Source organism: Pseudomonas sp. B707, assembly GCF_022496685.1.
Taxonomy (GTDB): domain Bacteria; phylum Pseudomonadota; class Gammaproteobacteria; order Pseudomonadales; family Pseudomonadaceae; genus Aquipseudomonas; species Aquipseudomonas paraglycinae.
Genome location: NZ_WTVE01000011.1, coordinates 10,818 through 35,496, shown reverse-complemented (window position 1 = coordinate 35,496; position 24,679 = coordinate 10,818). Strand labels below are relative to the sequence as shown.

The following is a 24,679-nucleotide window of genomic DNA, read 5'->3' as shown; positions in this document are numbered from 1 at the left end:
TGCCCATGTTTTCCAGAGTCATTCTGTTCAGCGTCGGTCTGTTGCTGAGCCCGGCGCTGTTTGCCGCGCCACAACACGCCCTCACGGTCTACGGCGAAGCCCCGAAATACGCCCCGGACTTCCAGCACCTGGCCTACGCCAATCCCGACGCGCCCAAGGGTGGGACCTTGCGCCGCTCTTCGCTGGAGAGCGGCCCGTTCGATCACCTGATTCCCTACATCGACAAAGGCACCGGCGTTGCCGACATCGACGGCTGGCTCTACGCGCCGCTGGCCTATCGCAGCAAGGACGAGCCGTACAGTGTCTACGGCCTGGTCGCCCAACGGATGGAGCTGGACGCGGACCGGCGCTGGCTGCGCTTTTACCTCAACCCCAAGGCACAGTTCGAGGACGGCACGCCGATCACCGCCGAAGACGTGCGCTACACCTTCGAACTGTTCACCACTCAGGGCAGCCTCAAATATCGCCAGCAGTTTCGCGATGTCGCCGAGGTGCAGGTCGAGTCGCCGACCCAGGTGCGTTTCGTGTTCAAGAACAACGAGAGCCGTACCTTGCCCCTGGATCTGGCGACGTTGCCGGTGTTGCCCGAGCATTGGTGGCGCACGCGCAATTTCGCCGATGGCGCAGGCTTCGAGATTCCGCCGGGCAGCGGGCCGTACAAGGTCAGCGCGGTGGACGCCGGGCGCAGCGTGAAATTTCAGCGGATCAAGGACTGGTGGGGCAGGGATCTGCCGATCACTCGCGGGCTCTACAACTTCGATCAATTGAGCGTGGAGTTCTTTGCCGACACGGACGTGTCGCGACAAGTGCTCAAGGCCGGTGGCTTTGATTACAACCGCGAGTTCTCCGCCACCAGTTACACCATCGGTTACGCCGGGGCGGCGCTGGAGCAGGGCAAGTTGCTGCGCGAACACCTCGCACCCGGCGCCGCGCAAGGTGCCCAGGGGTTTGCGTTCAATCTGCAGAAGCCGATGTTTCAGGATCGCCGGGTCAGGCAGGCGATTGCCATGCTCTGGGATTTCGAATGGAGCAACCGGCAGATGATGCGCAGCATGTACCTGCGTCAGCGCAGCTTCTTTTCCCACAGCGCGTTGTCGGCCACCGAACTGCCGGATGCCGAAGAACTGAAAATCCTCGAACCGTGGCGCGGCAAGATTCCCGATGAAGTCTTCAGCCAGGTGTTCGAGGCGCCGCGCACCGACGGCAGCGGCAACGTCCGCGCGCAACAGTTGCAGGCCCTGAAACTGTTGGAGGCCGCCGGCTGGACACCCCGAGGCGATCAATTGGTGAATGCCGCCGGCGAGCCGTTGCAATTCACTTTTCTCAACGGTCAGAAGGGCTTCGAGCGTCTGCTGCTGCCGTTCAAGCGCAATCTGGCGCAGATCGGCATCGGCTTCGATATTCGTCAGGTCGACACCGCGCAATACACCAACCGCGTACGCAGCCGCGACTACGACATGATCGTCGTCGGTTACCCGGTGAGTCAGGCGCCGGGGCGCGAGCTGTTCAATTATTTCGGTTCCGACGGCGCCGATGATCCTGGCTCCAACAACTACATGGTGCTGCGCGATCCGGCGGTGGATGCGCTGCTCGAAGGCGTGGTCCAGGCCGACAACCGTGAAAGTCTGCTGCGCCACGCCCATGCCCTGGATCGGGTGTTGCAGTGGGGCTACTACTGGATTCCCAACTATTACCCGCCGGGGATTTCCACGGTGTGGTGGAACCGTTTCGGTCGCCCGACGATTGCGCCGCTGTACGACGCCGGTCTCGACACCTGGTGGGAAATCAGCCCGACCGCGCTGACCGCGACGCAAATGCAGCAACAGCAAAAGGAGTACGCCCATGTGGGGTTATAGCCTGCGGCGTCTGCTGCTGATCGTGCCAACCTTGCTGGCGATTCTGCTGGTGAACTTCGTGATCGTGCAGGCCGCGCCCGGTGGCCCGGTCGAGCAGGCTATCGCCCGATTGCAGGGGATCGGTGTCGGTGCGGCGGTGGGTGCCAGCCATGTCGAAAGCATTGGCGGCGAGTCCCGCGCGACCCGTGGGCTGGACCCGAAACTGGTGGCCGAGATCGAGCGCCAGTACGGCTTCGACAAAAGTGCCGGTGAACGCTTGTGGCTGATGCTCAAGAGCTACGCGCAACTGGATTTCGGCAAGAGCTTCTTCCGTGGCGCGTCGGTGACCGAGCTGATCTGGCAGAAGCTGCCGGTGACCCTGTCGCTGGGTTTGTGGGCGACGCTGATCACTTATCTGGTATCGATTCCGCTGGGCATCCGCAAGGCGGTGCACAACGGCTCGGCGTTCGATGTCTGGAGCAGTGCGGCGATCATCATCGGCTACGCGATGCCGGGTTTTTTGTTTGCGCTGCTGCTGATCGTGGTGTTCGCCGGCGGTACGGCGCTGGACTGGTTTCCGGTGCGCGGGCTGGTCTCGGACAACTTCGCCGAGCTGTCGCTGTGGGGCAAGGTCGCCGATTACTTCTGGCATCTGGTGTTGCCGGTCAGTGCGCTGGTGATCGGCGGTTTTGCGACGCTGACGATCCTGACCAAGAACAGCTTTCTCAACGAGATCTCACGGTTGTACGTGGTCACGGCCCGGGCCAAGGGCCTGAGTGAACGACAGGTGTTGTACGGGCATGTGTTTCGCAACGCGATGCTGCTGGTGGTGGCCGGATTGCCTCAGGCGTTGGTCACGGTGTTTTTCGGCGGCTCATTGTTGATCGAAGTGATCTTCTCCCTCGACGGGCTCGGCCGCCTGAGCTACGAAGCGGCGGTGTCGCGGGATTACCCGGTGGTGTTCGGTTCGCTGTTCATTTTCACCCTGTTCGGGCTCTTGATAAAACTGCTGGGCGACCTGTGTTACACGCTGGTCGATCCGCGCATCGACTTCACCGCGAGGACTGCCTGATGCCGACGCTTTCTCCAATCGGACAGCGCCGGTGGGCGCGGTTCAAGGCTCATCGACGCGGCTGGTGGTCGTTGTGGCTGTTTCTCGCGCTGTTCGGCCTGAGCCTGGGCGGCGAACTGGTCGCCAATGACAAACCGTTGCTGGTGACGTATCAGGGCGAGTGGTATTTCCCGGCGTTCAAGCGCTACACCGAGCAGGATTTCGGCGGCGAGCTGCCGTTCCAGCCCGACTACCGCAGTGCCCAGGTGCGTGAATTGATCGAGGGGCAGGGCGGACGGATGTGGTTTGCGCCGATCCCGTTCGGCTACGACACGGCCAACTACGACCTCACTGAACCGGCCCCGAGCCCGCCCACCGCTGAAAACTGGCTGGGCACCGACGATCAGGCGCGGGATGTGCTGGCGCGGGTGATATTCGGCACGCGGGTCTCGCTGTTGTTCGCCCTGGCGTTGACGGCGGTGAGCGCGTTGATCGGTATCGCCGCCGGTGCCTTGCAGGGCTATTACGGTGGTTGGGTCGACTTGCTCGGGCAGCGTCTGCTGGAGGTCTGGTCGGGGCTGCCAGTGCTCTATCTGCTGATCATTCTGTCGGGCTTCGTCGAGCCGAACTTCTGGTGGTTGCTGGGGATCATGGCCCTGTTTTCGTGGCTGAGTCTGGTGGACGTGGTGCGCGCCGAGTTCCTGCGCAGTCGGGGGCTCGAGTACGTGAAAGCGGCGCGGGCGCTGGGTGTCGGCGATGCACAGGTGATCGTGCGGCACATTCTGCCTAACGCCATGAGTGCGACGTTGACGTATCTGCCGTTCATTCTGACCGGAGCGATTGCGACGTTGTCGGCGCTGGATTTTCTCGGCTTCGGCATGCCCGCCGGCAGCGCTTCGCTGGGCGAGTTGATCGGTCAGGGCAAAAACAATCTGCAAGCACCGTGGTTAGGGCTGACGGCATTTTTTGCCCTGGCACTGATTCTTTCTCTACTCGTATTCATCGGCGAAGCCTGCCGTGATGCCTTCGACCCCAGGACTTGATATGCGTGAACATCTGATCGAAATACGCGACTTGCGGGTGGCGTTCAAAGGGCAGGAAGTGGTGCACGGCATCGACCTCGACATTTGCCCGGGGGAATGCCTGGCGCTGGTGGGCGAATCGGGTTCCGGCAAGTCAGTGACGGCCCACAGCATCCTGCAACTGCTGGACCCGAACATCACGCAGATCGACGGCAGCATCCGTTATGGCGGCGAAGAGCTGCTGGGTGTGCACGAGCGCTATCTGCGGCAACTGCGCGGCAACCGCATCGCAATGATTTTTCAGGAGCCGATGAGTTCGCTCAACCCGTTGCACAGCATCGAGCGCCAACTCGGCGAAAGCCTGGCGCTGCACAAAGGCCTGGCGGGCGCGGCGGCGCGCAAACGGATTCTGGAACTGTTGGAACTGGTCGGCATTCAACGACCGCGCGAGCGGCTGAAAGCGTATCCGCATCAGCTCTCCGGCGGGCAGCGGCAGCGGGTGATGATCGCCATGGCGTTGGCGTGCGAACCGCAGTTGCTGATTGCCGATGAGCCGACCACGGCTCTCGACGTCACGGTCCAGCGCAGGATTCTGTTGCTGCTCAAGGAACTGCAACAGCGGTTGGGCATGGCGCTGCTGATCATCAGTCACGACCTGAATCTGGTGCGCACCATCGCTCAGCGGGTGGCGGTGATGCGCGCGGGCGAGATCGTTGAGCAGGCAAGCTGCGAGCAGTTGTTCCGCGCGCCGCAGCATCCCTACAGCATCGAATTGCTCAACGCCGAACCCGGCGGCGCGGCGCTGTGCCGTGATGCGGCGGAGGATTTGCTCGAAGTTCGCGATCTGCATGTGCGTTTTCCGTTGGGTGGCGGATGGCTGCGGGCCAAGTCGTATCTGCACGCGGTCAATGGCATCGATCTGAACCTGCAGCGGGGCAAGACGCTGGGCATTGTCGGTGAGTCCGGATCGGGTAAATCCACGCTGGGTCAGGCGATCCTGCGCCTGATCGACGCCGACGGCAGCATCCGCTTCAAGGGTGAGTCGCTTGAGCAACTGAGCGGCAAACAATTGCGCCCGTTGCGCAAACGCCTGCAAGTGGTGTTTCAGGACCCGTTTGGTAGCCTTAGCCCGCGCTTGTGTGTGGAGCAGATCATTGCCGAAGGTTTGCAGGTGCACAGTGATTTAAATGCGCAGGCGCGCGAGCAGGCGGTGATCGATGTACTGAAGGAAGTCGGGCTCGATCCGGCGACGCGTCATCGCTATCCCCACGAGTTTTCCGGCGGGCAACGGCAACGCATCGCCATCGCTCGGGCGCTGGTGCTCAAGCCGGATCTGATTTTGCTGGATGAGCCGACCTCGGCGCTGGATCGCACGGTGCAGAAACAAATCGTCGCGCTATTGCGCCGGTTGCAGGAGGAGCACGGGCTGACCTATCTGTTCATCAGTCATGACCTGGCGGTGGTGCGGGCGCTGGCCCACGATCTGATCGTGATGAAGGATGGCGAGGTGGTGGAGCGTGGTGAAACGGCGGGGTTGTTTCATTCGGCTCGGCACCCGTATACGCGGGAGCTGCTGGCTGCATCGTTTGTGACACCTATCACGGCAGAGACGGGCAGGCAGGAGGCCAGCCTTTCGCCCACAGGGCAGATCCGGTAAATTTCGCGGTTCCGCTCATACAAGGATGTAGATGATGGCAAAACCTGCCGCGCGCCTCAGCGATCTCAATGCCTGCCCGATCACTGGACACGGTACCAACCCCAGCACCAGCGGTTCACCCAATGTGAACATCAATGGCATGCCCGTGCTGCGAGTCGGTGATACCACCGCCTGCGGTGACTCGGTCACCGAGGGCATCGGCAACATCCTGATCAATGGCAAGCCAATCGCCTTTCTTGGTAGCGCCACAGCCCATGGTGGAATGATCATTACCGGCTCCGGCGACGTTTTCGTCGGCACGCAGGTCGGTTCCGCGCCTTTCAGCCCGATTGTCACCGTGCCAAAACACAGTGAACGCTTCCAGCTGGTGGACGAAACCACCGGCGAAGCAATTCCCGACATGCTCTATTGCATCGAAACCGGCGATGGACAGCGCCTGGTCGGCCATACCGACAACCATGGCAATGCTGCGAGGGTATTCACTGCCGATCCGACGTCCATTGTTGTTCAGTGGGGCAAGGAAGCGGCCGCCCATCTGGATGCCCTGGGCATCGACTATTAAGGAGGGTGACGCGTGGCTGCACCAAAGAAGAAACAGGCCCAGACCACTGAGCAGCATGCGACGACTCAGGTCACGGGAACGCTGGCCCAGGACTATGTGACGGTGGTGGGGGCTTCCTACATGTCGACGATAGAAAACTGGCGCGGGCAGAAGGGCAATAAAATGCGCTTCATCAATCAAGGCATCCGACAACTGACGAAGTATCCCGAAGGCACACCAAGTTTTTCGAAACAGCGCGTCTTTCTGATTTTCAAGGATGACTACCCGCAAAACCTGCTGGCGGCCTTGAAGCTGGTAGTCGAGCGCGATCATGGCGCGCAATACCGGGAACTGGATTCAATATCCGGCCTAGTGGATTTCATCTTTACCCGGCAACGTCGCGGCAGAGAAATCAAACAGCTCGATTTTTTCTCCCATGGCGTAGTGGGTGCAATCGAGCTGGGATACGAGCTGGATAAGCGTGAAAGTTACCGATTGCGTGATGCCCAGGCAAAAATGTTCAAGCCGGAAGCGTTTGCATACGGTGCAAAGATTCACTCTTATGCCTGTCGCACCGGGCTGGGCATCAACGCCGAGCGTTGGGTGCTCGAGGGCGAAGACCCTCACTATGAACTCAGCCTCGCGCAGATCATGGCTAACGCCACCCGGACAACCGTCATGGCGTTTCCGCGACGCAGCAATTACGACACGACTTATGGCACCAACGCGGAGCGGCAATCGGTGCCCGGCACGCGTCAGCGGATGGCCTCCGACAGGGAGGCGATGGAAAGCTACACCCGCAAGAATATCGAGTATCAACGAAAGCTTGCAGAACACCGCAAGACAGCGAAGAACCCGACGGCTGAGCTTCCAGATGAAAAGGCTCCGCAAAAACCCCTTTCAACGGTTACTGATGAGGAGCGCAAGTTGGTAGCACATGAGGACAGCCGCAGTTTTCACGAGAAAACCGTGGGTTATCCGCTGGATGCGTTGGGTGCGCATCGTGATGTCCGTTCCGGGGATACCCCCACGGGTGTGCCCGCTCACCTTCTTGAGTACAGACCCGCTTGAGCATGCTGCGTCTATCGAGAAAGAACAGCCTCCTGCTCATCTTGCTGGCGGTGTTCATCACTACGGTTTTTTTTTATTACAGCAAGGAAGATCAAATGTCCGCCAGGGTAATGATGTATTACGGCGACTGGAGCCCTGAAGAAACGCGCTTTGACGCGACACGATGGTTCAGCTCGGGAATGTATCGACCGCGTTTGATGGGGACGCCTTCCGCACAGAGTCCTGTCACCATGCTGCGCACCAGTCCTGATCCGTTGAGGGGCATTTCGAATGACGAGTTTCTGACCAAAGTGCTGGTTGCGATGGAGGAGCGTTATCCGAAGGTGGATACAGAGGGGCTGGTTCTCGATACACCTGATCTTCGTCGCCAGATCCGATATGCCTACAGCGCGTTCTCCGAACCGGACAGACCTGTGGACTCTTATTGGTTGTTCGTGACTGTGGGGGGCGACACGTTTGTCATCACGATTGACTGGGATGTCAACGACAAAAAGATGCTGACTGGGTCGATGGCTGAGCATCTGGCTGAAGGAAGTGAAGCGGCCATTGCGTTTCGAGATATTCAGCGAGAGCTGGAAAGAGCGCCGGGTTCAACACGTTGATGGTTAGAGAAATCATCGGTCTCTGGAAGCACGAATCCCGCCAGAGGCGGGATTCGTGAATTGCTTCCGGGCGTTTATGCCGGGAACAGCTCGGACAGCTTCATCGACAGCATCATGTCGCCTTCAACGCGCAGCTTGCCGCCCATGAAAGCCTGCATGCCGTCGGTTTCGCCGCTGACGATACCTTTCAGGGTTTCGCTGTCCAGCACCAGCGTGCAGTTGGCGTCCGGGTTTTCGCCTTCCTGGATGTCGCAGGTGCCGTCTTTGACGATCAGGGCGTATTGCTTGTCTTCGTCAGTGATGTTGAAACCGAAGACCAGATCCAGACCGGCAGCGGCGGCTGGGTTGAACTTGGCTTGCATTGCTTTTACGGCATCAGCTACGGAGGTCATGGTTCGATCCTTTTTGGTTGATTGCAGCAGGGTCACAGTAATCCGGACTCAGCGAAACGTGATGAGTTCCGGGGCCTTCAGCAGTTGCAAATGTGCATGACTGTTGAAGGAAGCCAGAGCCACCTCGCGCCCGCGGAACTTCAGCTGGTTGAGCGAGGTGTTGACGATTTGCCAGTTCAGTTCAAAGGCCTGCCGGGCAGGCATTTGAGTAATGAGGTGGAGCAGGGCGGTGATGGTGCCACCGGAGGTGAACACCGCGATTTTCTGGGTGTTGTCAGCCTGTTCGAGAATCCGCTGCAGCCCGGCCTGTACCCGTTCGACGAAACCCAGCCAGCTTTCCAGCCCCGGTGTGTCGTAGGTGCCGGCGAGCCAGCGCTCGATGATCAGGGCGAAGATGCGCTGGAATTCGCCACGGTTTTGCGCGGCGTTGCGCAGGATTTCCAGTGCTTCGGGCTCTTCCGGCAGCATGGCCGGGAGCAGGGCGCGGATCACGGCGTCGGCGTCGAATTCGTTGAAGGCCGAATCGATTTCCAGTGCCGGAACCGGCAGGCCGGCGGCGGCGAACTGTTCCAGCGCGCTGTTGGCCGTGTGTTGCTGGCGGCGCAGGTCGCCCGACAGGCAGCGGTCGAAGCTGATTCCGAGTTCGGCGAGATGGCGGCCGAGGATTTCCGCCTGGCGTACACCGGTCGGCGACAGGACGTCATAGTCGTCTGCACCGAAGGAGGCCTGGCCATGTCGAATCAAGTAGATGCTGCCCACGTCCGCGTCATCCCGGTACGTTGAAGGTTGTGGCGAGGTTATGGGGATGACGGTGAGCTGTCAATGAAAAAACATACGCTTGTTTGAAATGCCCGTTCCAGCCTTGTTGCCAGAGGTTTCACGGCTGGCCGACCGGCTGGTGCATGGGTATGCTGGAGCCAATTCCCGCGTGTGTTTCATGACCGCGCATCGTTTGAAGGAGTCACTGTGGAGTTTTTCACTGAATACGCCAGTTTCCTGGCCAAGACCGTGACGCTGGTCATCGCCATTCTGGTGGTGCTGGCGAGTTTTGCTGCGTTGCGCAGCAAGGGCCGGCGCAAATCCGCGGGCCAGTTGCAGGTCAGCAAGCTCAACGATTTCTATAAGGGCCTGCGTGAGCGGCTGGAGCAGACCCTGCTCGACAAGGATCAGCTCAAGGCCTTGCGCAAGGGCCAGGCCAAATCCGAGAAGAAACAGAAGAAGAAACCCGACGCCAAACCGCGTGTGTTCGTGCTGGACTTCGACGGCGACATCAAGGCTTCGGCCACCGAAAGCCTGCGCCACGAGATCACCGCGCTGCTGACCCTGGCCACGCCGAAGGACGAAGTGGTCCTGCGTCTGGAAAGCGGCGGCGGCATGGTGCACAGCTACGGCTTGGCCTCGTCGCAACTGGCGCGCGTCCGTGAAGCCGGCGTGCCGTTGACCGTGTGCATCGACAAGGTCGCGGCCAGCGGCGGCTACATGATGGCGTGCATCGGCGAGAAGATCATCAGTGCGCCGTTCGCCATCCTCGGCTCCATCGGCGTGGTGGCGCAGTTGCCCAACGTCAACCGCCTGCTGAAAAAGCATGACATCGATTTCGAAGTGCTGACCGCCGGCGAATACAAACGCACCCTCACTGTATTCGGCGAAAACACCGAGAAGGGCCGGGAGAAATTCCAGGAAGACCTGGACATCACCCACCAGCTGTTCAAGAACTTCGTCGCCCGTTATCGCCCGCAACTGGCGATCGACGAGGTCGCCACCGGCGAAGTCTGGCTGGGCATCGCGGCACTGGAAAATAAACTGGTCGACGAACTCAAGACCAGCGACGAATACCTGGCCGAGCGTGCCAAACAGTCCGAGGTCTATCACCTGCACTACGCCGAGCGTAAGAGCCTGCAGGAGCGCATCGGCATGGCGGCCAGCGGTTCGGTGGATCGCGTGTTGCTGAGCTGGTGGAGCCGGCTGACTCAGCAACGCTTCTGGTAAACACCTCACACGCTCGTGAGCAATCAAACTCGCGGGCGTGCTGCATTTTCAGCGGAAGAAAGTGCGGTACATAGATATTTTATAGTTGCGTATTGTTGTTGTTTTACAGGTTGATTCATCAACTAATCACGCTGTATTGAAAGAGTCTGAAACTTTATTCTGGATGCCCCTTTCAGAAATAAAGTTGCTAAACATGGATGTTGAAAAGAGTAAATTGATCTTGCCAGTCATGACGCCCGCTCAACAGGGTGTCTTTTTTGAATTGTATGAAAAACAGATTCCTGACTGGTTGCTTAAATCTTCAGAAACCGTTCGAAATGATCTCTATGAAAGTTTCAAGGCCAGTTTCAAATCCCGTCATGCCGCACTTGAGCAATTGCGCGCACTGAAATCCCCGCAGAGTTTTTGTACGCCACTGCTGGCCAAAGCCATGGCTGAGAAACTGGGCGAACCTTTCGAGGTCGAAGGGGCGATTTTTCAACATGTACGCTCAAAGTCCAGCCTGTTGGGATTGCGCAGGAAACTGGTGCTGCCGATCAATCGTGATTTGCTGACCGCTGCCTGTGAAAATTTCGAATTGTCGGAAACTCTGGCCAGCACCTATCACGAGAGTTCATTGCTGTATATCCCGCAGCGGATAACCGGGCGAAACAATAAGGTGTTGTCGATACAACCTCACGAGTTTGCCAGACTTTGTCGTTATCTGGATCTCGGTAAGCAATATCAACAGCACGTGGGGGATTTCTTCGGCACTGATAGCCAAGTCGCCAGTTTGCAGGAATCGTCTGTTGCCTGTTCCAGAGACCAGTTTGATGTCGAGCGGCATATCGCTTACATGCGTGGCCATATCAGTCTGGATGTGTACCGCATGCTTGAGTCGGTCAAGAACTCGGATTCTTCAATCACACTGGGCAACAACACCCTGGGTTATCAAAGCCTTGAAATGCTTGAGGTGCAGCTCAGAGGGCCGATGTTCATCGGCCCGGTCAGCGAACATGCGGATGGCGATTACCGTTGTGTGATCTATATGCCTGGTGATCCCGATCATCCTCTCAAAGAGTATCCCAGTTTCCAGAAGTTCGAGGTCGAGTTGAGCGGGCGTTTACGCGGCTCGCAGTTTCGCAGTTTTTTCACGCGCTTCATCCCGATGAAGGATCGCTCGGTTTTCCTTAACGGACTCGATGTACGTTTGTTGAAAGCGCGACCGAACCAGTTTCCCGTTTCCACGACCTTCCTTCCGCTGACAGGGCTCGATCTCCAGGGTGACGCAAGACACAACCTGTTTCTCGCGATCTTCCAGCACCGCGCGGCGCAGGTTCGGGCCGATACTCGCCTGCTGGTAGTGCCGACGGATGATGAAGATGAGAAAACCCGCCTTGCCAGGCAAGAGTCCTATAAAGCCATCGGGCTGAATACGCTGTTGTTCTTTGTGTCCTTCGTGCCGGTTCTCGGTGAGGTCATTTGTGCCGTCGCCGGAATACAGTTGCTCGGTCAGATCTACGAGGGCATCGACAGTTGGGCCCACGGTGATCAGGAACATGCCACCGATTGCCTGTTCGACACGCTTGAGAATCTGATCCTCATGGCGGGTTTCGCTGCCGGCGGTGTCGCGGTGGGTAAGGCTTACACCGTCGTGCGCTCGTCAAGTTTCATGCAGGGACTACGGCGGGTACCAGTTGGGCCAATGTCTTATCGCCTGTGGAATCCGGACATGACGGCTTACCGCCAGCGCGAGTCTTTGCCGCGCAGTTTTGCTGCGGATGCGCAAGGGCTGGTATGGCGCGCAGACAACCGCTATTTGCCACTGGGTGCCAATGCGTACGCGGTGCGTCCGGTTACCGGCACCGGTTTGTGGGAGGTCCATGACCCGCAATTGCCCGGGCGTTATTCACCATTGCTTGAGACCAATGGAGCTGGCGCCTGGCGTCATGACTCCGAATTGCCTCACGAGTGGAGTTCGTTGACCTTGTTCCGTCGCCTGGGTTTTCGTGAAGAAAAGATTTCAGACCCCCGTGCCTTGCAAGCCATTGCAGTAAGCGGGATCGGCCAGGCAGCCATGCGCAAACTGTTCGTTGAACGCGGCAAGCCTATGGCGATGCTCACTGACTCGGTGAGACGCTTTCGTGCCGACTCCGACGTCAGCCAGTTCATGACGCAAATTGATACGCCCGCATCTGCGCCGCTGGCGGATGCCGATCTGCAACTGTATTTGCTGACAGGAGCAGGTCGCTGGCCACAGGACATGGCAGTCATTGTGAAAGACATCTTTGGTAATGAAGTGACACGCTATGGCGCAGACGAGGCTGTCCGCCAGGTCAACCTCACAGAGGACGCGCTGCGCAACGGCCAGTTTTATACCCCTGTTCTGGCAGCACTCAGCGACAGTGAGCGTTCACACTTGCTGGGCTCGGCCACTGTGGAGTCGAAAAACCAGATAGCGTTATTGGGCAAACATATTGCCGGGCTGGCGCCGCGTATGCGCATGGCGATGATGGACCGGTTGTTCCGGCGAACCGACGTCTGTGAGCTTTCCAGAGGCGAGCCGATCATCAAGGCATTCCCGGGGCTTTCAGCCAGTGTCGCCGACGAACTGGTGCAACATGCCGATGCGCGTGAGTGGGCGCAGCTTGAATCCGGCATCGTACCGTTGCGTCTGGCCGAGGAAGCCAGGCGCTATCAGCAGGTCCAGCGATTGAATCGCGCGTACGAGGGGTTATATCTGGACGCCGCCAGTGGGCGCGATGCCGACATGCTGGTACTCGACACCTTGAGCCATTTGCCGGGCTGGCCGGGCGATGTATTTGTCGAAATTCTGGACTGGGGTGTGTATGCCGATCAGCGGGCCGTCGTTGGCCCGAGCGATGCCCCACACAAAGTGCTCGTCGAAGCCTATGCCGAGCGCTATCAGGTTCAGGATGCGCGCAGCAATAGCGTCTCCAGTCATCCGTCACGCACCCGTGCGAATTTTTTCCAGGCACTGTGGGAAAGCCTTCCGGCCCACAGTCGCAAGGCCATCGGCGTTGAAACGGACGTCGACGGCACGGGCTTGCGGGAGAAAATCACCGCATTGGCGCTGCAGCGGCGCGAAGCCTTCGCCAAGGTGCTGGAAATTGCACCGGCACGCTCGAGTTACCGCTCCCCGATGGGGCTGGCAGATCAGCGGATCGAACAGGTCACCGTCGAGCAATCGGCACCTTCAAGCCCTTCTCAGGGCGTTTCGCCCGCGCTCGTGCGTCGGGCGCAGGAGTTGTATCCGACTCAATCAACCGCACAGATCAAACGTTTCGTGACCTCACTGGGCGCCGACGAAGTATTGGCCATCAGGTCGCTTGAACGGTTGCGCGAGCAATACAGGACGATGGTGGAAACCCTGGAGCGCTGGACCCACCGCGATACGTATCATCAGGGTGAGGAAGGTCCGAGGCTCAAGGTCCCCGCCCATAGCAAGGCGCGGGCAATGCAAGCCATTTTGCGCGCGTGGCGCAAGGAAACCCGTCACACGGCGCACTCGGGGCATCCGACCTACAGCCTGACGCTCGATGCGGTGCCGTTAGGGCAGATGCCGGTTCTTATCGGCGATTTTTCCCACATCACCGCGCTGGAAATGAGCGGCGTGGGCGCCAGTGCAGGTCTGAATACGTTTCTACGCAATTTTCCCGGACTCAGGGTGCTGAACCTGTCAGGTAACGGACTGACACGCATCCCTGTCGCGATCGGGGACATGCCGGGGCTGACAGGTCTGGATCTGAGCAACAACCGTATCCGGCTTACTCAGCAGACGATTGTAGAGCTGGCCGGCAAGCATCACCTGCGCACACTGGATCTGGGCTTCAACCCCCTCCTGGGGCGCACTCCGGACGTCAGTGCGATGCGCAAATTGCGCCACTTGAGCCTGCGAAACACCGGCATCACCGAATGGCCCGGAAATACCGATGCGCTTGCGCATCTGGAATCTCTGGATCTGCGCAACAACAGGATTGTCGAGATCCCGACGTCCGTGTTCACCTCCCGCGCTGTACTGAATCGCGGCACCACGATCGATGGCAATCCGCTGTCGACCGAGAGCCTGCAAGCCATTGCTGCGTACCAACAGTCACAAGGCATAAGTCTGGGCGTCATCACCACCGAGTACACCAGCACCGCACGACTGGCCGGTGACCGGGAAGGGGCGGGATGGGTAAACGGCTTGCCGACGGTGGAGATCGGTCGGGCCAAGCAAGTGTTGTCGTCACTGTCGGCTGACCCGGATTCCCGGGATTTTTTTGAAGTGCTCATGCAACTGCGTGAAACGGCCGATTACACCAGAACCCGCGAACAGCTCGGGCAGCGGGTATGGAATGTGCTGGAAGCGGCCTGTGAGGATGATTCGTTGCGTCGCGCGCTGTTTCGCATGGCCCGCACAGGCTGGGTCAGTGCGCCCAATGTTGCGGGACTGTTCAGCGATCTGGAGGTCAGGGTTCTATGTTATCGGGCAGCGGCGGCGGCCCGCACCGGTACCCAGACACTCGAAGGCGATCTGGTTCGTCTCTTGCGCGGGCTGTTTCGGTTGCAGCAGGTAGAAAAACAGGCGTTGCTCGATATCGCGCGCCGATCCCGCGCAGGAAATTTCACTCAGCGCCAGGCACTGGATATCAGCCTGATTTATCGGGTGCGACTGGCGCAGCGCCTGGCGTTGCCGGCACAACCCACAGAGCTGAATGTGCCACTGGATGCCGAGGTGACGGACGCGCAGATCGATCACGCCTATCTGGAGGTCGTCAGGGCCGAGCAGACGGCGCAACTCTCGGAGTCAGTCAGCAGGCAGGAGTTCTGGGCCGAGTATTTGCTGGCGACACGCCAGGATGCGTTTACCAGCGTTCTGGATCGCAGTGCTCACGCGTTCGCGCGCCTGGAAGCGCAGGTCGGACTGTCCCGTGAAGCAGCCAGTCAGCAAATGACGACGATCTTCGACAACTTCAGGAATGAAAGCCTGGAACTGCGCAAACAGCTGACCAATGCGGCGCTGGCGAGGCATCCGGGTTTGACGTTGCCGGTCACGCCGGGGCCCGGCAGACTGGGAACGAGAGAGGGATAAAGCGGCGACCTCGAGCCCGCCGATGCGGGCTCGAGGTAGACGTACGATCAGCGGCGACGGAACAGCGGCAGCGGTTCGTCAGTGGCGGCCTGATAGGTCACCGAGAAGTCCTTGAGGCTTTCAAGGGCGTCGTACGGGTCTTTGTCCGCGCGCAGGGCGAAGGCATCGAAACCGCAACGGCGCATGTAGAACAGCTGGTCGCGCAGCACGTCGCCAATCGCCCGCAGTTCACCTTTGAAACCGTAGCGGTCCCGCAGCAGGCGGGCGTTGGAGTAGTTGCGGCCATCGGTGAACGCCGGGAAGTTCAGGGCAATTACCTGGAACTCGTGCACGTCGTCACCGATCTCTTCGGCTTCTTCGTCGGCGTCCAGCCACACACCCAGACCGCCGTCGCGGGCCTTGAGCATGCGGGCGTGTTCACGCCACAGCTGCAGCGGGACGATCAGGTCGTCGCAGTTGCTGATTTCGTCGATGTTGAAATCCTTGGGCAGCAGGTGCCAGGTTTCGTCGACGACCTCGTTGTTCTTAATGATTCGCTGCATAGACGCGTTCCTTGAAGAGGTCGATGCCAATACGCTGGTAGGTGTCGATGAAACGCTCGTCTTCGGTTCGCTGTTCCACGTACACGTCGATCAGTTTGGAGATCACGTCCGGCATGTCTTCCTGAGCGAAAGACGGGCCGAGGATCTTGCCCAGGCTGGCGTCACGGCTGGCGCTGCCACCGAGCGAGACCTGGTAGAACTCTTCACCTTTCTTGTCCACGCCCAGAATGCCGATGTGGCCGACGTGGTGGTGACCGCAGGCGTTCATGCAGCCGGAGATGTTCAGGTCCAGTTCACCGATGTCGAACAGGTAGTCCAGGTCGTCGAAACGGCGCTGGATCGATTCGGCGATCGGGATCGACTTGGCGTTGGCCAGGGAGCAGAAATCACCGCCAGGGCAGCAGATGATGTCGGTCAGCAGGCCGATGTTCGGCGTGGCGAAGCCACCTTCACGCAGTTCGCCCCACAGGGTGAACAGCTGGCTCTGCTCGACGTCGGCCAGAATGATGTTCTGCTCGTGGGAGGTGCGCAGTTGACCGAAGCTGTAGCGGTCCGCCAGATCGGCGACGGCGTCGAGCTGCTTGTCGGTGATGTCGCCCGGTGCAACGCCGGTCGGCTTCAAGGACAGGGTCACGGCCACATACCCCGGCTTCTTGTGCGCCAGGGTGTTGCGGGTACGCCAGCGGGCGAAGCCCGGATGCTCCTTGTCGAGGGCGGCCAGTTCGGCGTCTTGATTGCTCAGCGCCTTGTAGTCCGGGTCGACGAAGTGTTTGGCGACGCGATGAACTTCGGCTTCGGTCAGCGTGGTCTGGCCGCCGCGCAGGTGTTCCATCTCGGCATCGACTTTCTGGGCGAAGACTTCTGGAGTCAGCGCTTTGACGAGGATCTTGATCCGCGCCTTGTATTTGTTGTCACGACGGCCGTAGCGGTTGTAGACCCGCAGGATCGCGTCGAGGTAGCTCAACAGGTCCTGCCATGGCAGGAATTCGTTGATGAATGCGCCGACCACCGGGGTACGACCCAGACCACCGCCGACCAGCACGCGGAAACCGAGTTCGCCAGCAGCGTTATGGACCGGCTCAAGGCCGATGTCGTGAACTTCGATGGCCGCACGGTCGGAGGTCGAACCGTTGACGGCGATCTTGAACTTACGCGGCAAGTAAGCGAATTCCGGGTGGAAGGTCGTCCACTGACGAACGATTTCGCACCACGGACGCGGGTCGATCAACTCGTCGGCTGCAACACCGGCGAACTGGTCAGTAGTGACGTTGCGCAGGCAGTTGCCGCTGGTCTGGATGGCGTGCATCTGCACGGTGGCCAGTTCCGCGAGGATGTCCGGGATGTCTTCGACCGCCGGCCAGTTGAACTGCACGTTCTGCCGCGTGCTGATGTGGGCGTAGCCCTTGTCATAGTCGCGGGCGATTTTTGCCATCATGCGCGTCTGACGCGAAGTCAGCTGGCCGTAAGGCACCGCCACGCGCAACATCGGCGCGAAACGCTGGATGTACAGGCCATTTTGCAGGCGCAGGGGGCGGAATTCTTCTTCGCTCAGCTCACCTGCCAGATAGCGTCGGGTCTGATCACGGAACTGCTTGACGCGGTCCTCGATGATCCGCTGATCGTACTCGTCGTATACGTACATATAAGTCCTGTTCTCAGGCTTTGGCCACTCGGAAAACGCTGCGTTTTCGCTTGCTGGAGTCCGATGGTTCCTCTGCAATTCTGCGCGCACGGCCGCGCACTCCCTGACGGAGCCGGGGCAATATACCCGTTTGCAGTTATGCGCAAAAGTGATGTTTGAGTATATGGAAAGAACCAAAACGCCTAACGAGAATTCCTTTCACCTAACCCACATTTGTCGTGCGGACAATCATCGTCTTAACTGTGGTCGAGTCTTTCTGCAATCACCGATAAAACCGACAAGAGGCGATGCAATGAGCAACCCAACCAAGGCAAGGAAAAGCGATAGCAGTGTCGATGCATGGGCCATTCTGTTCCTGATCATTCTGGTCGTTGGAACGGCGGTGTTCTGGGTCAGCCATCAGTAAAACGACTCGTCCGGGCCCCGCTTGCGACGATTGTCGGACAAAAGGCGGGATCAAGCGCCAAAGGCCAGGTGATCAATGGCTATAATGCGCGGCCATTTTTCCTTGGGCCCGGATGATTCATGTTCAAGCTTTTCCAACTCAGCCTGCTGCTGTTCGGCGCGGTTTTCGGTACCTGCGCGCGTGCAGAGTCGGTGCTGTTCCTGAATCCCGGCTCGACGCAGGAAGCGTTCTGGGTCAGCTACTCGCAATTCATGCAGGCTGCCGCCCGGGACCTGGGCATCGACCTGCGCATTCTCTACGCCCAGCGCCAGCCGGAATTGACCCTGGCGCAGGCGCGACTGGCCCTGCAGGGGCCTGAGCGCCCGGATTATCTGGTTTTCGTCAACGAACAGTACGTGGCACCGCAGATTCTGCGGATGGCCAATGGCAGCGGGGTGAAGCTTTTTATTGTCAACTCGGGTCTGACGCCCAACCAGCAGGCGCTGGTGACAGAGGCCGCGGATCGGATAGGCAGCCTGGTGCCCAACGACGAGGAGGGCGGCTACCTGATGATGAAGGAGCTGATTCGCCTGCATCCGCCCGTGGCGCCCGGTGAAAGCATCGATCTGCTGGCGTTTTCCGGCCTCAAGATCACGCCATCGGCGCAATTGCGCGAAAAGGGCATGCAGCGAGCGCTGGCGGAGAATCCGCAGGTGCGTTTGCGGCAATTGGTCTATGGCGGCTGGACCCAGCAACGGGCTTACGAGCAGGCGAAGCAGTTGCTGGTCCGCTATCCCGACGTTTCATTGGTATGGGCAGCCAATGATGAAATGGCCTTCGGCGCGATGCGTGCCGCGTCCGAGGCCGGCAAGGTGCCGGGCAAGGACGTGCTGTTCAGTGCGGTCAACACTTCGCCCGAAGCGTTGCAGGCGGTGGTCGACGGGCGCCTGAGCGCATTGCTCGGCGGCCATTTCACTTTGGGTGGCTGGGCATTGGTCGAGCTGCATGATCATGCGCAAGGCGTCGATCTGAATCAGTATGGCGGCCGTGACCGGCAGATTCCGTTGCTGCAACTGATCGACAGGGATCATGCCCGGCGAATCCTTGCCATGGGCGCCTCGCCGGACTACGGCGTGCACTTTCGCAAGCTCTCGGCGAAGGGCCGTCCGGTGTCGTATCGCTACCCGTTCAATCTGCAGACCCTGATGCATTAAGCCGTCAGACGCCCGCCAGATGCACCACCAGTTGCACAATGCCGAACAGCGTCAGGGCGAACACCGCCGTGAACGCGATGCCCAGAAAGATGAAATGGCTGGGCTTGCCGTGGGTGAAGTCCCTTGCCCGGTTCTTGCCGCTCTGCACCCCGAACGCCGCCGCCATGACGCTGTGCAGCATCTGCCAGAAGGTCGGTGGCTTGTTGTCGACTGGATCGTCCATAAATCCCTCGTCTGAAAAGTGTACCTCTTGAGCTTAGCCAATCCTGCGAATCGTGCGGAGCCGGTCACGCCAGAAGAAATCCATGGCAACAAATCGTCGCCCGTCGCGATAACTATCTAACGCAGTCCGGTTCGCCTGGCATGGTGTTCTGATGCTTTCATTCCAAGGAACGAGAGCATGTCTGAAACCTTTCAGCCGGATTCGAGCAGCGTCAAGCCTTCACGCCAGCACGTCACCCAAAGCATTCACGCAGCAATGCTCGAACAATCCATTCCCGACTGGCTGACGGAGGCTGCTTCCCATCGTCGTGCGTCGTTGAGAAACGCCAATGCCATTTTGCCGGACTGGTATCGGAAGGCCTCGTCTGGACAACGCAATGTTCTGAACGAGAGTTTTACGGCGAGCTTTCGCGCCCAGACACGATTGGACCACGCGTTGGCCGACATGCAGGGCATCCATGCGTTTGGCAAAACCCTGCTGTGCGCGATGCTCAAGGATCGTTTCAATGTCGAACTGGATGTCGAAGACACGTTTTTGCAGCTGATTCAACCGATCAATGCAGGAATATGGTCCACGGAGATCGGCACCTTCGAGGTGTCGAAAATGTCATTGCTGGAAGCCGCGCTGCACAATTTCGAAGCGGCCGAATGTGAGAGCGGTGCGTTTCACAAGCGGTCGGGATTTCTCGCCCGATTGCCGGCGGGGACTTTCAAGGCTGTGCGCACTTCGATGTCCGTCCGGCAATTCATGGTCGCCTGCCGCGCGCTGGACATTGGCGGCCAGTACCAGCGATACCTCAAGCATTATCTGTATTCCGAAAATCAGCCAGCCCATCAAACCCTGCGTGAACTATTCACCACGGCGCGCAGAGCAGCCTTGCGTGCGGCCGCCGAGCAGGCACTGCTGCAAGGAGATATCGAGCCTGCGGATCATGCATCGATCCAGGAAATCCTCGATGGGGAGCGCCAGCCCCTGCTTGGCGGCCGGCGTATCTGGTTCTGTGAAATGAGCCTGATGAGGCGTCGCCTGACCGGTTGTCTGTGGTTCGCAATCAGTGAGAGGTTCGAGGACCCTGAAGAACTGATTCTGTACATTCCCGATGATCCGCATCACCCCCTGAAGCGATACAAGACCTGGCAACTCGAAGCCTCCCTCAAACGGCGATTCACGGCCCGGAAAAGCGCGTCGTCCGATGACGGCTCGCCGACGCAATATCAACGATTTTTCAGCAGATTCGTAGCCTATGCCGACCGTGCGTACTACTTCAGTCAGTTCACTGACAATGCACCGGATGCCTCGTTCAGCAGCAGGGTCACGTCTTATCTTGCCCGGATCAATGACTGGATCAACGGGCTGAGCCCTTTACCAAACCCACTTGTCGATCTGGTGCCACCCGCGCCCGCGATCAGACAGGTTGCCAACCAGGATCCGTTTCTCGCCCCGGTCAACATGCCGTTCAAGGGGCAGCGCTTCTGGGATGACAACATCGACCTGTGGGATTACCTGTTCGAACGTCATCGCGAGCAACTGCTTGAAGATGCACGCAGTTACGCCGTGCCCGTGGAGGATGTCGATGCAAATGCTCGCAAGGCGCTGTTCGCGAAATTGCTGAACAGCGGCATGCTCGTGTTGAACACGGTTTCGATGCTTGTGCCCGTGCTGGGCGAAGTGATGATGGGGGTCATGGCTTGCCAGCTTCTGGAAGAGTCCATCGAGGGCGTGATCGAGTGGAGCGAAGGGGATCGACAGGCTGCCACCGCGCATCTGGTGGATATTGCAAGCAATCTGGCGTTGATCGCTTTGATGGGAGGCGTGGCAAAGGGGGCGGCCCGACTGAAGCCGGTCGATGCTGCCCCGGTTATCGAGGATCTGCATCCCGTCACGCGTCCTGATGGCCATGCGCGATTGAGAAAGTCCGATCTCGGAGGATATGAAAGCACGGTCCGCTTCGATCCAGGTGTCCGGCCCGATGCGTTGGGGCGTTACGAGATACAGGGCAGACACTTCATTCGGATCGAGGGCAAGACCTATGAGCAGGTGTATGACCGGGCGCTGGGGCGCTGGTGTATCAGGCACCCCGACAATCCGCATGCGTACCAGCCTGTCCTGACTCACAACGCGGCGGGAGCGTGGCGCCATACGCTCGAGAACCCGCTGAAATGGAGTCGGCAGACCTTGTTGCGGCGCATCGGACACATCACTGAAGCGTATACAGACGAACAACTTCTCACGATCGGTGAGATCAGCGGGGTCAGCGACAACGCGTTACGCAAGATGCACATGGATAATCTTTCGCCGCCTCCGGAACTCATGGATGCCTTGCGACTGTTCGATACTGATCGTGGTGTTGTGCAAGTCATCGAGCAATTGGCAGGCGATCTGGACATCGATCATCGCTATTTACACGCCTTGCCCTTGATCATCGAACTGCCGGGCTGGCCTGTCGGGCGCACTTTGAAGGTCTATGACACCCCCGACTTTACCGGGCCTTCCACCCGTTATGGTTCGGAACATCCAATGGAGGAGGTGGCGAATAAACCACCGATCCGGCTGAGCTGCAGCCATGTGCTCAATGGTGAGTTACCCGCCAGAATCCTGTCTGCCCTCGATGAGTCCGAGATATCCGCGTTATTCGGTGACAAGGAGGCAGGTGACCGGGTATGGCGACCTCAGGCTTTTCGGGATCTGCTGGCCGATTACGCCCGGACGAATCGTTCGACGCTGTTCGAAAGCCTGTACCAGGGCAGTGCCATCGCGGATCCCATGGTTGACAGGTTGCAGCGCGCTTACGCCGGACTCAGCGACGCCGCGGCGCAAGAGATTCTTCGCCACGTCAACGCTGACGACATGGCGATTTTGTACAGCACCGGGCGTATGCCGGACGCAATGCTGGAGGAGGCGCGATGGTATGCGCGGCGCGGTCGACTGGTTCGCGCGCTTGCCGGGCTGCACATGGAGCACATGATGTCGGCTGACACACGTCGTCTTGCCCTGCACACTTTGAGCAAGTTGCCTGGGTGGTCCGCTGATATGCAGCTCGATATCCGTGAGGGCCGCGTCGATGGCAGACAGATCGATTCCATCGGTCGCGAAACCGCGACTGTGCGAGGCAGCGTGGTCAAGAAGGGGCCGGTCTATCAGGCATTCAATGAACATGGTGTCGCGCTCAATGAGCTGCCGGTCTCGGGAAACGGTTTTTACGCTTCGGTCTTGCGCCTGCTGCCCGAGCCCTTTCGAAAGGCCCTCGGCTTGTCTGAAGCCGCCCGCGGGAGTGATCTTCAGCGAGCCATCACTGCTTACGCTACCGAGCATGCCGGCGATACGGCCACGATGCTAGCGCTGCACGGCCGCAGGACACTCAAGTTCAAGCCACCGCAGCGGATCAGAGAGCATCTGGTGGGCTACTACGCGAGCGGCGAAGGAGCGGTCGGGCTCTCCGGTCTGAATCCTTCGCTGGTCGTGAGATTGCTCAGCCTTTATCCGGATCTGAGCATTTCCAGGGCCAACGGCGTGCTCCTGAAGATGATTCGGACAGGCAAAAGCGATGCGCACATTCTTCAATTGCTGGAGGATCTGAGGCATCAATGGCTTGAGCTTGAACAAACCCTGGACCATTGGGCCAATACCGGACCGAACCGGGCGCAAAAAGACCGGATCGCGACCCGCCTCAAAAGGTGCTGGCGAAAAAGGCCATTCGCCGAAGAAAACCCGACGTTGCGCCACCTGGATCTGGCCACTGATGAAGCATTGCCTGGTTTCTCGGCGGATTTCTCCCATGTCACGGTGATGCGACTTCAAGCGCCCCACGCCACCCTCGGACAGATGCGCGGATTCCTGCGCAATTTTCCCGAACTTGAATTCCTCGACCTCAGTGGCAACCACCTGGTCACCAACCCGATCCCTCGGGAGTGCTCTGCACGGCTGCTTGAGCTGGACCTTTCCGACAATCCCGTGAGTCGCCTGGATGTCACCGGGATGTGGCGTCTCGAATTGCTCAATTTGAAGGGGACGCGTCTTCAGGAATGGCCGCTCGGCGCTGACAATCTGCGCAACCTGAGATGGCTGGACCTGAGTAATACGTTGATTTCCGACATTCCACGGCAGGCCCTGGCCCGCGATGAGTGGGTGCTGAACATGAATCTGACAGGGACGCCACTGACCGATGACGCACGCTTGCAGTTGCGTGTCGCGCAGCAGCGATGCGAACTGGCGCTGGATCTGCCGCAGGGGTCGCTGGCGCAATTCATGCTCGAAGATGTGCCCGAGCAGGACAGTCGGCCGCTAGAGAACGGCACTCTGGTGGCTGGCCGGTTGCTGCGTATACCCGCGCCAATACCATTCACGGATCATGTTCCGGCGTTTACCCGGCGTTTGCGCAGGGTGCATCCATCCCTGACCGAAGAAAAGGCCGAGGAAGTGGTCGAGGGTTTATTGCAGGACGCAAGCGTCGAACAGGTTAATGCGCGGATCGAAGACTGGAATCAGAGATTGGAGTCAATGACACGCCAGCTCAATGGCTGGATCTTTACGCGTCGATCAGGAAACACACTTTTTGGAGGGCACTGGTCGACGTCACAGGGTCGCCGGGAGGCCTCGCTCAGAATCATGGAGTGCTGGAGGAAGGGGCTGCTGGGGGCGTCGGCGCGTAGCGATCGAACGCTGGATCTGGCCAATATCTCCAGATTGGGAACACTGCCTCGACTGTCTCCAGAGTTTGCACACGTGGAAGGGCTTAGCCTGAGGGGGCTCGGTTTGAGCGGAGCAGACGCTCAAGAGTTTCTTCAGGCTTTTTCCCGGATACGCTGGCTGGATCTTGGTCTCAACGAGCTGAGTACAGTGCCGTCGGTCATTGCTGGCATGGAGCGACTGGAAGAACTGGGGCTCATCGGTAACCGGTTCAACGATTTCCCGGCTCTTGTCGACGCATTGGGTCCCATGCCGCGGCTCAAATGGCTGAAGCTGAACTACAACCGTCTGACGGTTTTCAATGGAGTCACGGCCGAGCAATTACCGGCGTTGCGCTGGCTGGAGTTGAGCTTCAATCATATGAGGCAGTTCAACGGGCCTGTTAGCGCAACACTGGAAGTCCTTCATTTGAATGGCAATGACTTGCGCGAGTGGCCGGAAGGTGTGTTGCAGGCTGAGCGTCTGCTTTCGCTGAACCTGGAAGACAACCCGATAAGAGAGATTCCGCCAAGGGCGTTCGACGGAAACCACGACGTTTTGCTGGCGGGTACGCGAATGTCGCCCAACTGGCGTTCCTTGATGACGGACAGTCTGATTCGACTCAGGGCTCATCTCGACAGAGTGGGTGGTGAGCAGGTTTTGGGTATCAAGCGGGAGACGCTCGATTTTTGGCTTACCGATACCGAATTCGATCAGTTTGTTGACTGGTCCGGCAGCGAGTCCGAACCAGAGGAGGACGTCAGGTAACCTGAG

16 protein-coding genes are annotated in these 24,679 nt (G+C 59.2%); 11 read left to right on the top strand and 5 right to left on the bottom strand.

Annotated features, from left to right (window positions below):
- Window positions 1-5 precede the first annotated feature (5 nt).
- Genes GQX66_RS04070 through GQX66_RS04040 form a run of 7 tightly spaced genes read left to right on the top strand, consistent with a single transcriptional unit; the run spans window position 6 to window position 7,779 of the window.
- A complete protein-coding gene (locus GQX66_RS04070) occupies window positions 6-1,856 on the top strand; it encodes an extracellular solute-binding protein (protein ID WP_240866692.1) in 1,851 nt (616 codons plus the stop codon).
- Window positions 1,843-2,907, top strand: coding sequence for a microcin C ABC transporter permease YejB (locus GQX66_RS04065; protein WP_085745481.1), 1,065 nt, complete (start codon window positions 1,843-1,845; stop codon window positions 2,905-2,907). The genes GQX66_RS04070 and GQX66_RS04065 overlap by 14 nt, the downstream gene beginning before the upstream one ends.
- Window positions 2,907-3,929: an ABC transporter permease gene (locus GQX66_RS04060; protein ID WP_085745482.1), complete on the top strand. Its 1,023-nt coding sequence runs from the start codon at window positions 2,907-2,909 to the stop codon at window positions 3,927-3,929. Before GQX66_RS04065 ends, GQX66_RS04060 begins: the two co-directional genes overlap by 1 nt.
- 1 nt (window position 3,930) lies before the next feature.
- Entirely contained in the window at window positions 3,931-5,565 is a 1,635-nt protein-coding gene (locus tag GQX66_RS04055; RefSeq protein WP_240866679.1) for an ABC transporter ATP-binding protein, read from the top strand.
- A gap of 34 nt (window positions 5,566-5,599) precedes the next feature.
- Window positions 5,600-6,127 (top strand): PAAR domain-containing protein, encoded by a 528-nt coding sequence (locus tag GQX66_RS04050; protein WP_102687618.1) that lies wholly within the window; start codon window positions 5,600-5,602, stop codon window positions 6,125-6,127.
- A 12-nt stretch (window positions 6,128-6,139) separates the two neighbouring features.
- On the top strand, window positions 6,140-7,177 hold the full coding sequence (locus GQX66_RS04045; protein ID WP_102687619.1) for a hypothetical protein: 1,038 nt from the start codon (window positions 6,140-6,142) through the stop codon (window positions 7,175-7,177).
- Window positions 7,178-7,179: 2 nt separating this feature from the next.
- Window positions 7,180-7,779: a hypothetical protein gene (locus tag GQX66_RS04040; RefSeq protein ID WP_102687620.1), complete on the top strand. Its 600-nt coding sequence runs from the start codon at window positions 7,180-7,182 to the stop codon at window positions 7,777-7,779.
- Window positions 7,780-7,853: 74 nt separating this feature from the next.
- On the opposite strand, the gene GQX66_RS04035 is transcribed toward GQX66_RS04040, so the two are convergent.
- Window positions 7,854-8,171: an SCP2 sterol-binding domain-containing protein gene (locus GQX66_RS04035; RefSeq protein ID WP_007959502.1), complete on the bottom strand. Its 318-nt coding sequence runs from the start codon at window positions 8,169-8,171 to the stop codon at window positions 7,854-7,856.
- A gap of 48 nt (window positions 8,172-8,219) precedes the next feature.
- Window positions 8,220-8,930, bottom strand: coding sequence for a histidine phosphatase family protein (locus GQX66_RS04030; protein WP_085745484.1), 711 nt, complete (start codon window positions 8,928-8,930; stop codon window positions 8,220-8,222).
- Between the two features lie 207 nt (window positions 8,931-9,137).
- Here GQX66_RS04030 and sohB point away from each other — a divergent pair, with 207 nt between their 5' ends.
- Entirely contained in the window at window positions 9,138-10,160 is a 1,023-nt protein-coding gene (gene sohB, locus GQX66_RS04025; RefSeq protein ID WP_102687622.1) for a protease SohB, read from the top strand.
- An 85-nt stretch (window positions 10,161-10,245) separates the two neighbouring features.
- The gene (locus GQX66_RS04020; protein WP_240866677.1) at window positions 10,246-15,234 is read left to right on the top strand and encodes an NEL-type E3 ubiquitin ligase domain-containing protein; all 4,989 of its coding nucleotides are present in this window, start codon (window positions 10,246-10,248) and stop codon (window positions 15,232-15,234) included.
- A 47-nt stretch (window positions 15,235-15,281) separates the two neighbouring features.
- Here GQX66_RS04020 and GQX66_RS04015 read toward each other — a convergent pair whose 3' ends face one another.
- Entirely contained in the window at window positions 15,282-15,776 is a 495-nt protein-coding gene (locus GQX66_RS04015) for a DUF934 domain-containing protein (RefSeq protein WP_134022368.1), read from the bottom strand.
- Entirely contained in the window at window positions 15,760-17,418 is a 1,659-nt protein-coding gene (locus GQX66_RS04010; RefSeq protein ID WP_240866673.1) for a nitrite/sulfite reductase, read from the bottom strand. Before GQX66_RS04010 ends, GQX66_RS04015 begins: the two co-directional genes overlap by 17 nt.
- Window positions 17,419-17,943: 525 nt before the next feature.
- Here GQX66_RS04010 and GQX66_RS04005 point away from each other — a divergent pair.
- Window positions 17,944-19,017 (top strand): ABC transporter substrate-binding protein, encoded by a 1,074-nt coding sequence (locus GQX66_RS04005; protein WP_102687624.1) that lies wholly within the window; start codon window positions 17,944-17,946, stop codon window positions 19,015-19,017.
- 4 nt (window positions 19,018-19,021) lie between these two features.
- Here GQX66_RS04005 and GQX66_RS04000 read toward each other — a convergent pair whose 3' ends face one another.
- Window positions 19,022-19,240, bottom strand: a complete 219-nt coding sequence (locus GQX66_RS04000; RefSeq protein WP_007959515.1) for a DUF2970 domain-containing protein — start codon at window positions 19,238-19,240, stop codon at window positions 19,022-19,024.
- A gap of 177 nt (window positions 19,241-19,417) precedes the next feature.
- Between GQX66_RS04000 and GQX66_RS03995 the strand changes: the two genes are divergently transcribed.
- Window positions 19,418-24,673, top strand: coding sequence for a leucine-rich repeat domain-containing protein (locus tag GQX66_RS03995; protein ID WP_240866659.1), 5,256 nt, complete (start codon window positions 19,418-19,420; stop codon window positions 24,671-24,673).
- The last annotated feature ends 6 nt before the right edge of the window (window positions 24,674-24,679 follow it).

Bases quoted from the DNA above. Each gene is read 5' to 3' on its own strand.
- GQX66_RS04005 (WP_102687624.1), top strand. From the start codon at position 17,944: ATGTTCAAGCTTTTCCAACTCAGCCTGCTGCTGTTCGGCGCGGTTTTC.
- GQX66_RS03995 (WP_240866659.1), top strand. From the start codon at position 19,418: ATGTCTGAAACCTTTCAGCCGGATTCGAGCAGCGTCAAGCCTTCACGC.
- GQX66_RS04060 (WP_085745482.1), top strand. From the start codon at position 2,907: ATGCCGACGCTTTCTCCAATCGGACAGCGCCGGTGGGCGCGGTTCAAG.
- GQX66_RS04050 (WP_102687618.1), top strand. From the start codon at position 5,600: ATGGCAAAACCTGCCGCGCGCCTCAGCGATCTCAATGCCTGCCCGATC.
- GQX66_RS04070 (WP_240866692.1), top strand. From the start codon at position 6: ATGTTTTCCAGAGTCATTCTGTTCAGCGTCGGTCTGTTGCTGAGCCCG.
- GQX66_RS04010 (WP_240866673.1), bottom strand. From the start codon at position 17,418: ATGTACGTATACGACGAGTACGATCAGCGGATCATCGAGGACCGCGTC.
- GQX66_RS04065 (WP_085745481.1), top strand. From the start codon at position 1,843: ATGTGGGGTTATAGCCTGCGGCGTCTGCTGCTGATCGTGCCAACCTTG.
- GQX66_RS04040 (WP_102687620.1), top strand. From the start codon at position 7,180: ATGCTGCGTCTATCGAGAAAGAACAGCCTCCTGCTCATCTTGCTGGCG.
- GQX66_RS04035 (WP_007959502.1), bottom strand. From the start codon at position 8,171: ATGACCTCCGTAGCTGATGCCGTAAAAGCAATGCAAGCCAAGTTCAAC.
- GQX66_RS04000 (WP_007959515.1), bottom strand. From the start codon at position 19,240: ATGGACGATCCAGTCGACAACAAGCCACCGACCTTCTGGCAGATGCTG.
- GQX66_RS04055 (WP_240866679.1), top strand. From the start codon at position 3,931: ATGCGTGAACATCTGATCGAAATACGCGACTTGCGGGTGGCGTTCAAA.
- GQX66_RS04015 (WP_134022368.1), bottom strand. From the start codon at position 15,776: ATGCAGCGAATCATTAAGAACAACGAGGTCGTCGACGAAACCTGGCAC.